The organism is Sphingobacterium chuzhouense (assembly GCF_014692525.1).
GTDB lineage: Bacteria > Bacteroidota > Bacteroidia > Sphingobacteriales > Sphingobacteriaceae > Sphingobacterium > Sphingobacterium chuzhouense.
In genome coordinates, this window is the sequence record NZ_JACNYL010000003.1 from 709,412 (window position 1) to 721,186 (window position 11,775).

Annotated in this window: 8 protein-coding genes; 2 read left to right on the forward strand and 6 right to left on the reverse strand. The window is 39.3% G+C overall.

Features of this window, described 5'->3' with window-relative positions; all coding sequences use genetic code 11:
- Positions 1-13: 13 nt before the first annotated feature.
- From H8B21_RS15005 to H8B21_RS15020, 4 genes are all read right to left on the reverse strand, one after another.
- Entirely contained in the window at positions 14-2,833 is a 2,820-nt protein-coding gene (locus H8B21_RS15005) for a tetratricopeptide repeat protein (RefSeq protein WP_190314569.1), read from the reverse strand.
- Positions 2,817-4,262 carry a glycosyltransferase family 2 protein gene (locus H8B21_RS15010; protein ID WP_190314570.1) on the reverse strand — a complete coding sequence of 482 codons (1,446 nt, stop codon included), beginning with the start codon at positions 4,260-4,262 and terminating at the stop codon, positions 2,817-2,819. The genes H8B21_RS15005 and H8B21_RS15010 overlap by 17 nt, the downstream gene beginning before the upstream one ends.
- Positions 4,263-4,272: 10 nt before the next feature.
- Entirely contained in the window at positions 4,273-5,433 is a 1,161-nt protein-coding gene (locus tag H8B21_RS15015; RefSeq protein WP_190314571.1) for a HEAT repeat domain-containing protein, read from the reverse strand.
- 485 nt (positions 5,434-5,918) lie between these two features.
- A complete protein-coding gene (locus H8B21_RS15020; RefSeq protein ID WP_190314572.1) occupies positions 5,919-7,019 on the reverse strand; it encodes a helix-turn-helix transcriptional regulator in 1,101 nt (366 codons plus the stop codon).
- A gap of 605 nt (positions 7,020-7,624) precedes the next feature.
- On the opposite strand from H8B21_RS15020, the gene H8B21_RS15025 reads away from it, so the two are divergent.
- Complete coding sequence (locus tag H8B21_RS15025) at positions 7,625-8,845, forward strand: DEAD/DEAH box helicase (RefSeq protein ID WP_190314573.1); 1,221 nt, start codon at positions 7,625-7,627, stop codon at positions 8,843-8,845.
- An 18-nt stretch (positions 8,846-8,863) separates the two neighbouring features.
- Here the strand turns inward: H8B21_RS15025 and H8B21_RS15030 are convergent, their stop codons facing one another.
- Both H8B21_RS15030 and H8B21_RS15035 read right to left on the reverse strand, forming a co-directional pair.
- Complete coding sequence (locus H8B21_RS15030) at positions 8,864-9,283, reverse strand: DoxX family protein (protein ID WP_190314574.1); 420 nt, start codon at positions 9,281-9,283, stop codon at positions 8,864-8,866.
- A gap of 103 nt (positions 9,284-9,386) precedes the next feature.
- A complete protein-coding gene (locus tag H8B21_RS15035) occupies positions 9,387-9,914 on the reverse strand; it encodes a Dps family protein (protein ID WP_223815055.1) in 528 nt (175 codons plus the stop codon).
- A 145-nt stretch (positions 9,915-10,059) separates the two neighbouring features.
- Here H8B21_RS15035 and H8B21_RS15040 point away from each other — a divergent pair, with 145 nt between their 5' ends.
- Positions 10,060-11,745 (forward strand): RluA family pseudouridine synthase, encoded by a 1,686-nt coding sequence (locus tag H8B21_RS15040; RefSeq protein ID WP_190314575.1) that lies wholly within the window; start codon positions 10,060-10,062, stop codon positions 11,743-11,745.
- The last annotated feature ends 30 nt before the right edge of the window (positions 11,746-11,775 follow it).

Here is an 11,775-nt window from a genome sequence, read left to right on the forward strand (position 1 = left end):
GATACACTTAAGCTTAAAACGACACATTCAATTGAAAATATAAATTATACAAGTTTCTAAAAGAGGCGTTTACCACGGATTTGTCCGTCTGAAAATTGTACCAGGAACCGATAACATTTCCGCTTACATTTTTAGTAATGGAACGTCCCATACCTGCGCCGATCATCGCATTGAACACATTAAAACTATTATACAGTTGACGATCTAAAAGATCCACATCCGGCGTATTTCCAACACTTCCGAACGCTAGAATATAGTTTCTGGGATTCGACATAAAATATTGTGCACGTCCCATGAAGCTGTAGAGATAGCTCACTTCTCCCTCACTGTCTAAAAAGAAGTTTCCCAGTTTAGCAGATAGTCGCCAATCATCTAAATCTTTCGCTACACCTAAATTAAGATTTGCCAGGTTCTCTCCGGAAAAAAACCGGCGGAAACCAACACCCGCTTCTGCCTCCCACGTAGGTCTAAATTCATACATCGCCGCTGCATTTGCGGCTATTTTTGCAAAAAATTTGTTGGAAAGCGCCAGGTCTATCCGCGAAGATAGCTTATCTGTCCAAGGTTTACCCCATTCCACCTGCCCCTGTATACCTTTTCCCTCTTCTCTCCCGGCATAATTAGCGCGCCCGGTCCAAGAAGAACCATTATCCAATAAGCGTGTATATTCGACTGTGGAGATCGATGTAATGGCATAATGATCACCATAACGTGCCCTTAGGTGGGCAAAACCAACATTATTTTTAAACGAGCGTTGACTTAAATAATTCAAGTGCGTTTTAAACTCCTCAAATTCCAATAGAGACGGCTCATAAAACTGTTGATAATGATAAGCGGAATCATATTGTTTCAATCCCTCGTAGGCAAGCCCCTTCATATATTTCAAGGCTTTATTATCATCCTTGTACCACAACGCTGTGTCGATAACGGACAATGCCAATTGATGATCTTTTTCTTTCAACAATACACCTGCATACTCCTCTGTTGTGTGGCTGAATGTATTCACCAAAGGTTCGTGGAAAGGGTTTAATCTCACTTGATCGTGTAACAATGCCCATGAATCGGATAACTGCTCGGCTTTATGATTCATAGCCTCCGCTAACTTAATCTTAAATGCAATATCATCCGAATGTTGTTCTTCTGCCATTTGGGCATACCGCAACATAGCTTCTTTATCCTTTAGCTGATAGCATAGATTGATCATATTCAACAACGCTTCTTGGTTTCTGGAATCAATAGCCAGCCATCTTTCCGTATATTTCCGTGCTTCCTCCAACCGATATGTTTCTCGTAAATTCTTGATAACGGGTGAAACAAATTCTCCATAACCGATTACATGTCGTTCACGTTCCTGTGGAGAAGCCAAACCCAACACTTGTTCGTAAACAGTTAAAGCGTACTCGTATCGTCCCTGTTGGTAATACATATCTGCCTTTTTCACAAGCAAATCCATATCTCCCGGACGATCCAACAACATGTCATCCAATGCCATGACAGCTTCCTGATAGCGCTTTTCCGTTACATACGCATTGTACAGTCCACGTTGAGCAATCCTGATGGATTCATCATCTCCATATTGGATAATATCGCGCCAGTCTACGATAGCGTCCGAAATTTTACCATCCTGCATATTATCTTTTGCACGCTGTAATGTAATCGTCACAAAAGATTCCTGTAGATCGGCATCATTGGGATATTTGGCAAAGTACGCTCTTGTCAGCGCAGCCACACGGGGGTGGTTTTCCATACGCTTATATACCATAAGCTCTTTCATATCCAGCTCTTTGCTACTGCCTGCACTTCTTCGGTGTCTCTCTAACACAGCGATGGATTCTTCATATTGTTGTTCCGCTACCAAATTGTTAAAGACATAATCAAAGGCTTCTTTATTACCCGGCGACCCTTCAAAAATCTTTCCATATAGGGATGCCGGATTGTTGCCCTTAGCTGCCCGTGCCGCTTCCAGAAGAAAATAATTGTATTGGTTCCGGAGATTACCTCCGCCACCACGTTTCATTTGGTCATCCAAAAAACTCAATATTTCTGAATATCGTTGCTGATGTTCTAGTATGGCGACTTTCTTTTGCACGAACACCGAGTTTCCCGGGAACTGGTTGATTCCTCGTTCCGCATATACCAAGGCATTGTTATAGTCTCCTGCTTTAATATAATTATCGATAACAGTTACATAAGAACCGTGCTGTTGCGGCTGATCGTCTACCAGCTTACGCCCCATATCAATGGATTCGTTTAACTTGCCGGATTTTTGGACCTCTACCGAACGTTGTTCAAAAGCATAAGCCTTGTCTGCCTGAAGCTCACTGTCTTCGGGATATATCTGCGATATACGTTTGAGCAGGCGATCTGCTTCCACATGGTTGCCCATGATGCGATACAGTTCTATTTTTTTTCTCCATAAACCTTTCCAATAGGGATTTACCTCCAAAAGTTCATTGATATAACAAATCGCACTTGAATAGCGCTGTGTTTCTGTTTCTACCGTAACTAACATATGCTTTGAATCGACATTCGCAGGAGCATACTCCAATGATTTCACCAATTCATAACGTGCTTTATCATACGTTTGACGATGTAGGTAATATTTCCCCAACAACATGCGCATATCGGAATCTTTGGGATTTTGTTTCAACTCGTCCTCCGCTATTTTCCTACCTTCTTCCCATTTCCCCTGTTTATAAAGTTCATTTATTTCGTGTGCCTCATCATTTCGTTCTACTGTCGTACCGGCACGTTGAGCATATACGGGCTGATAAAAGCATACAGCCCCTATAAAAAAGACAATCAGTTTAGCGTATTTAAATCTCTTTCGCATTGCTTACCTTATTATTAGCTTTATTAGACGGAGAGAAGCCCTGGCGGGTCATCTGTCCCCATTTGAAATTACTTCTTGTTAAATACTGGATATATCCCCTTAGCGTAAATATGACTACTAACGGGTGGTAGAGAATCGCTTCAAAAGCGGAAAACAGCACCAGTTTCATATATTCCCAAAATCGTTTGTATAGTTTACCTAGTACCAGGTCATAGGATATCGTAATGATCGAGACCGAGAAACCTATTAAATAGGCGTATAGCAACATCATCCAGAACGTATCGTAATTTATTTGGCTTGTTATCGCCAAAAAAAGTAGAAAAAAGAAACCTGTAAACTCAATGATAGGCGCTAAAAATTCAAACAGTAGGATATAAGGCATTACCACAAATCCCAATCGGCCGTAATCCCTATTGAACAAAAATCGCCTGTGGTCGATAATAAACTGTAACATCCCGCGTCCCCAGCGTGTCCGCTGTCGGTTAAGTACTTTCAAGTTTGGAGGCCCTTCTGTCCAGCACAAACTATAAGGACACTGGGCGATGCGATAGGGTTTACGATTTTCACGCATATACGCCACCATACGGGTCGTCATATCCATATCCTCTGCGTGAGAACCCGAATCAAATCCGCCCGCTCCGATAACGACATTTGTATCAAACAACCCAAATCCCCCAGATACATTTGGAATCGCATTGACTAAAGACCACCCCATTTTTGCCACCAAATAAGAACGTAAGTATTCTGTTTCCTGGAATAATGGAATTATACGGTTTGGAGGTTTAACACGGGTAATACGTCCTTTGTCTATAGTACAGCCATTTACCATCCGCATCGTCGCCCCGACAGCAATTACGTGTTTATCGGCATCTAAAACAGGAAGGATAATTTTACTTAAGGTATCGGCCGCAAGGATACAATCCACATCCGTATTAATAAAATAATTGAATTGTGCCACGTTCACTCCCGCATTCATCGCATCCGCTTTTGTTCCTCCGTTTTCCTTATCGACAACAATCAATTTGTTATACAGCGGATTTTTAGATCGCAAGACACGTTTCACAGGCTTACAATATACCTTATACACATAATAATAAGGAACCTCTTCCAATTCGAACTCTTCTTGCATGAGCTCTAATGTTTTATCCTTACTACCATCATTTACGATAATGACCTCGAAATTCGGATATTCCAAGTTCAATAACGAGTGAACACTATCGATAATGATAACCTCTTCGTTAAACGCCGGTGCCACAATAGAAATCCCTGGGGCTTCATCCGGGTAATTTTTAAGATATTCTTCTTCTTTTTTTGTATAACGGTACCTATAGCGCAATGTGTTGAAATAACTCATAATCATCAGCGCTAAATAAAACAAGGCCAAAGCACTTGCGTAGAAATAAATCAGGTACGTAAAAAAATAAACCATCGTAACTCTATTAACCTGTAATAACTATATTCTCGGCAAAAACCTGATTGATAATAATTTGTTCTTCTTTTCTAGCCTTTTCTTTCAGCATGTTTAAACTAGCTTCCCCATCCTTTCCGTGATTCTTGATAGCCCGTACAATAGATAGCTTAAAGTTATCATCATCAGTATTCTGGTAGGCATCCACCAGAAACCTAAGGGTTTCTTCTCCCTGTATCTTACCCATCGTTTTCGATATGGCTTCCCGTACGGGTGTAGATTCTAGTGCGTATCGTTGGATTAAATCCGTCACACACTCATAATATCCGAGTTCGCCTAGTGTTAGGATGATCTGCATGCGCACATCCCGGTTTTCCTGTTTGTCCAACATCGCTAATAAACTAGGTGCCGCTTCGTATTGTTTAAAAAAGCCTATTTCTTGGATGATGAAAGCAATGTAATTGCTATTCTTCGAGTTGTTTACCCACCGCAGCAAATTGGGTAATTTCCCTTCTTGGGATCGTTTCACCAACGTGGCATGCAGCCTTATTTTATCTAATTGAGTGAACGATTCATCAAAATTCTCTTCCATAAACCGAAACGGATTATAGGTATCCTGATCGGTATATACGTTTCTTGCTGTTTTACGGAGATAGCTATTTTTATGGAAAACCGATTTAGAAAGTGCGCCGGTATTAATACCGACATCCAGTGCTCCCATAGTCTGCAGTGCCTCTCTCCTCTTTGAAAGACCAGCAGTTCGGACCCTTTTCTCCCAAAACCCCATTAGTCGAAGACTTTCTAAACAATTCCTATAGTTAATTTGATTTAGCTTTCCTTTTTTGTTTAGATCATCACGTACAGACAATACTAAATCCGTCAACATCTCTGATCTCCATTTTTTTGATTTTTTCTCGTCGTAATTAAGTAAGTTCTTAATTTCTTCAATATCATAGTTGATCTCGTTGCTCATAATGAAGGTCAATTTTTCTTCGAATTGCTCTTTCACCTTTCCCCTTCTTTTATCGCGCTTATTTATTTTATACCCGATAACCAATAGACGAACTATACCGAAGATGGTGATAAAGACAAGGATCGTGACGATCACGACGGTAATACGGACAATTAATGGGTAACCATTATACAACGAACTGAGATAACTCAAATAGTACAAATAATAATCAGAATACATAATAATGTGATTTTAAACTTTTATAATTCACAAATGCCTGTTTATAAAAAAGCAAAAACATTTTCACGTGATGCCGGTTTTTAAATAAAGGCGATTAAACAGCGACAAATATCAAGGCAGAAAACGACAAAAACATCTCATTTTCGTATCTCAAAAAACTATATAGAGCAAACGCATAGTCAAAGGAAACAGAACAGAACTCAATTCACTAGTAATAAGCCAATTACCTAAAAACACAAAATACAATAGATGGGCATCGGAAAGTGGATATTTTCCGGGAAAGGAAAGAGTTTTGTACATAAAAGCAAAATCTTACATACAAAATGAGACATCAGATTGGTTAACTCTCTCGATGATTTGACATTAATTTTATTTATCTAGAAAAATAGAATAAACCTATATTTCTGAGGAGATAGCCAAATATAGAATTTCCGCTACAACTTTCAAAAAAATAAAAATTATCTGACAGGTTACAAACCAGGAATTTAGTGGGCGGTTTCCAACTGGCCTGTACGGTATTGATGGGGAGAACAGCCAAATGCTGCTATAAAATTTCGGTAAAAAGATGCTCGAGAGCGAAATCCGCAAATAAAACTTAGGTCATCTATCGTATACACGAGCTCCTCTCGACTAAGCTCTTTTGCGGCGTAAGCTAGCCGAAGTTCATTAATAAAACCATTGAAATTTTTACCGTAAACCTGTTTGAGAAATGGGGAAACATGTGCTTTAGGGATGTCTATGCTCTCACAGAAGCTATTTTTATTCAAGTCAATATCAAGATAAGCTTTAGAAGCTATAAACTTCTCAATCTCCAACTTATAAGACAGTTCTAGATTTTTGGGAATAATAAACGGCACTTTTACTTCTGCTAATACATCCTCCATTTGTGTAATATCGGATACACTTGGCTTAATACGCTCGTAGTTCTCTCCTACTGCATCCTCTTGTATATCTGTTTTTAATAATGACAGTTTAATAATAGGGAACAATACCAAGATATAGAATATCAAATTAAATGTCAAATACGCCTCCACGTCGCCGGGTCTTGTTCCCATGATGACCATTATACCGACTACAAGAACAAGTACGGAAAGTGGAATAAACGATTTCTTTTCGGCTTTTACGAATGTTTTCAGACAATAATTAGGTCCAGAGTGAAATCCTAACCCAATCGCCAACACATAGGTAATAAAGAGAATCGATGACATAACATACAGCCCCATATAAAACTCATGATAGAAATGATATCGCCATGGGGCATATAGTATCATAACGACGTATATCATCAAGGCAATGAAAAATGGCAGTGTATGTAATTCTCTTTTAGACATCTGTCGTTCTAACGATGCCTTGAAAACAAAAAGAAATGCTGCACCATATAGCATACTTAGGGGAAAAGCAGTAGATAAGTATAGGTGTTGAGGATAGCATACTAAAACGAGATAGCCAATCAGTATATGAAGCAACCCGCAAAACAGAACGAGCAATACGCGTCGACTGAAACGTTTTTTGTTATAACGGAGGTTTAAGTAAATACCATAAGTATTTAATCCAACCGCTATCATGTATAGTATACTCACTAACATATTTTTTCAACTTCGTACAATTATTATAGATAGATTTAGGAAACAACGATACGGTTATTTCGCTAGGTTAAAATTTAAAATGTAAAAAAGACAAAAGTTTTGTGGTTCTACAAAAGATGGCGGCTGATTATTTTTATTTGTAGCATTGAAGCTACAAAACAATCACAGCAAATACGACCAACACAACGCCCATCCACCCCGCGATTTCCGCGGGGCTTCTGAGCGATCACTCGATTACTAAACAACAAAATGAAACAAACTTATGTCCGCTAGAAAAAGCGAACGGAATATCTTTGATCTAGAGGTGGAATCCGTATCACTACCTCTGCCGATTTCTTTGCTTATCACATAGGGTTGCTTACTTGGTAATAAACAACTAGATAAACATACAAACAAATTATCATTTTTCCAAAAAAAATGGTATTTTTTTAACACAACAATTAAAAAGAACGCTTATTGTTAATGAAAAACAAATTGAATTCGCACACCAATGTGTGAATATGGTATACACCTATGCTAAAAAAGATCTTTCAAAAAGATACAACTTAAAATTTGTTTGATCCGAATTATTACGCTAATTTTAGCCAAAATGAATAATTAAGATATTGAAATTTATTGAATTTGGTTTCTCTCCCACATTAGAGGAGGGACTTGATAGTATGGGGTTTGAAGAAGCTACACCCATTCAAGAAAAAACAATTCCGGTTATTTTAAACGGAAAAGATATCATCGCTTGTGCACAAACAGGTACAGGTAAAACAGCTTCTTATCTCTTGCCTCTATTGAACAAAATAGCCGAGAACCCTCGAGAGCAGATTAATAGCCTTATCCTTGTTCCTACCCGGGAGCTCGCCGTACAAATCGACCAACAGATTATGGGATTTGGGTATTTTACCGGAGCCACTTCTATATGTGTGTATGGTGGTGGAGATGGTGCAGGTTACGAACAGCAAAGAAGAGCAATTCAAGAAGGGGTAAACATCATTGTTGCAACTCCAGGTAGGCTTATCGCCCACATGGGATCTGGGAAAGTAGATTATAGCCATTTGGAACATTTGGTGTTGGACGAAGCAGATCGTATGCTGGATATGGGGTTTCATGATGATATCATGCGCATTATTAGCGCATTGCCCAAAAAGAGACAAAGTCTATTATTTTCTGCAACGATGCCTCCGAAAATCCGAACGCTGGCAAAGAAAATACTTCACCAGCCTTTGGAAGTCAACGTAGCTATTTCCAAACCTTCCGAGGGGATCGACCAACAAGCGTATTTAGTATATGATGAGCATAAAATGGAGCTTATCAAACATATACTAGATAATCCGGCTTATGAGAGTGTCATTATTTTCGCCTCAAAAAAAGACATTGTTAAAAGATTAAACAAAGAGTTGGTTAAAAAGGGAATTGTTGCAGAAGGTTTCCATTCCGATCTGGAACAGGTACAACGGGAAGATATCATGCAACGATTTAAGGCAAGAAGAATAAGGGTGCTGGTGGGTACGGATGTTATTTCCCGGGGTATCGATATTGTTGGGATTAGCTTGGTCGTGAATTACGACGTACCTCCCGATCCGGAAGATTATGTACACCGGATTGGACGCACGGCAAGAGCAGCAACCACGGGTACCGCCATTACATTCATAAATGAAAAGGATCAAAATCGATTTGCCCGTATCGAGCGATTGATCGAAAGAGAAATACCGAAAATGCCCTTGCCTCCTGCTTTTGCAGAAGGTCCTTCATACGAACCACGTAAGGGAACTAAAAAGAAAAAAAACAACCGGAAAAAAACTTTTCGGAAATTTCCGAAACGCAAAACGGAATAATCCGTTTTGCTCCTACCTTTACCTTCTACGCTTAAAAATCAGATAGTCCAAACTAAATTTGCCTGGGCCCAATGTTAAAATCGAGAGATAACCAATAAAAAAAGCAGTGGCTAATTCATATTGCCCAAATAATTCCCAGTTATGTACTGAAAAAGCGACCAGCATGGTTGCCAGTAAAGGAATAGTGGCCAAGCGGGTAAACAGACCGATAATCAATAATATCGAACAGAAAAATTCTGCGAATATGGCTAAGCTCAACGACACGGTACCGCCTAGCCCTAATAAGTCAACAAACTCATCTTTACGTTCATTAAACTCAACTAGCTTGACATAGCCATGATAAGGAATCATTAAAACACCAAAACCTATCCGTAGAATCAAGGCCGCAAAATTGCTGGATCTTGTCCCTTTCTGGACAGTTAGAAAAAACTTCTTCATATAAAAACGGTTATGTTACGGTAAATATAATAAAAAAATAGAGACGCAATATCCTACCATACGGTAAGCCTTTGCGTCTCTATCAAAGATATTGGTTCACCTATTAGCGCAGATGTGCGCGCAACATCCATGCGGTCTTTTCGTGCGCTTCCATAATGCCAACTAAGAAATCTTCTGTTCCAGCATCATTATGCTTTTCAGCAACTGTATCTATCTGCTCACGAATGGCTACGATAATGGCTTCGTAATCCGATAACAGTTCTTTTATAAGGCCTTGACTATCATTTTTCTTATAGCGTCTCTCTGTCAATTGGGTCAATTCCAGAAATTCCTTCATGGTACCCACTGCATAATGACCGATCGAACGAACACGTTCTGCAATTTCATCAATGGTTTCCGCCAATTCACCATATAAACCTTCAAAAAACAAATGTTGCGAATGAAAATCAGGTCCTTCCACATTCCAATGGGCATTCCGGATTTTAACATACAACACATGTTCATCAGCCAATAGTTTATTCAGAATAACAGCGACAGCATGTGAGTCTTTTTCTTTAATACCAATGCCTGACGAGCCTGCTAAAGCTTTTTCAAGCACAGTTGTGTCTGTTTCTTCCATATCCGTTTTCATGTTATAAAAATTTAAAGTAAAAATTAAAAAATCTATTCGTGCAAGAGAAGCGACCACGTGGGTAACTATCCTCTTTCAGATTAACACAATTTACGAGTTTTTGTTGGTTTTTTCCTATTTTTGTGACTCAAAGTTTTTCATCCGCATGTTTGCCAGCAATCCTACCTTTTTTCATCATTTTCGATCGGACATTACCGCATTACCAAAGCCCCAAGTGTTCACTTTTCCTTTTTCCTATGAACCTGATGAACTCAGTAAAATAGCTGCTGAAGAATTGCAGGTCTATCTCGAAAAGCAACAAGATTTTACGCACAACTTTGGTTTACAGAAAATGGAAGGTTCTGGCATTGGTAAGATGTTCGGTGTGCTAGTAGTGGAAAATGAAGATGGTCAAATGGGCTATCTGGCTGCCTGTTCGGGAAAACTTGCCGGTACAAATCAACACAGCTATTTTGTACCGCCTATTTTTGATATGCTGACAAAAGAGAGTTTCTTCTTGCAGGAAGAAAAACAAATTAACGCATTAAATCGGAAAATTGAAACCTTGGAAGGTTCTCCCGATTTCCCAAGGCTCCTCCAGCAGCTTAAAGAAACTCAGCAACAGGCTGACGAAGAGTTAAAAACTTATCGTCTCCATATGAAAATGGAAAAAACAAAGCGAAAAAAAATAAGAATAGAAAGCAAGAATATACTGTCAGCAGCCGACTATCAGTTATTGGAAACCGATCTCATCAAACAAAGCTATCGTGACCAACATGAATATGCGGTTCTTAAAAGCAAATGGAAAGGACAACTAGAATCTATCGAAATATTAATTCAGGATAGGCAACAGGAAATAGAAAATTTAAAATACAACCGTAAATTAAAATCTGCTGCACTGCAACAACGATTATTTGAGCAATATCAATTTTTGAATGCCAGAGAGGAAACGAAAAATGTGTTAGCCATTTTTGCAGAGAGCAAGCAACCTATTCCTCCAGCAGGCGCTGGAGAGTGCGCCGCTCCAAAATTACTCCAGTATGCATACCAGCATCAACTAAAACCTGTCTGTATGGCAGAATTTTGGTGGGGAGTTTCACCATCTTCGGAAGTTCGGAAACACAAAAACTTCTATCCTGCCTGTAAAAGTAAATGTGAGCCCATATTGTCACACATGTTAAAAGGTTTACAAGTAGCACCCGATCCGATGCGCATAAATCCGGCACTGGGACGTACATTTGACACTATTCACGAAGACCATGATATTATCGTCATTAATAAACCTTCGGAGTTTCTTTCTGTTCCGGGTATCCATGTTACCGATTCAGTCTATACCAGAATATTAGAACAATATCCCGAGATTTCGGGACCTGTTGTTATTCACCGGCTAGACATGTCTACTTCCGGTATTCTGGTATTAGCCAAACATAAAAACGCACATCAATTTATTCAACAACAATTTATACAACATACGATCATAAAACGGTATACTGCTATACTGGATGGAATATTAACACAAAAAACCGGTTTTATCGACTTGCCTCTTCGAGTCGATTTAGAAGATCGCCCACGGCAAGTAGTGTGTTATGAACACGGTAAGCCTGCGAAAACTAAGTTTGAGGTACTTGCATATGAAAATGGGCATACACGTATCCATTTTTTTCCATTGACGGGGCGTACCCACCAACTTCGTGTACATGCCGCCCATCACCAAGGGCTCCATATGCCCATACTGGGTGATGATCTATACGGCCGACGGGCAGATAGACTGCATCTCCATGCTGGTTATATTCAATTCGTTCATCCTGGAACCGGAAAACTAACAACCTTTACTGCAGAAGATCCTTTCTAATAAAAACTGACTATTTCCCTAGTTTATCAA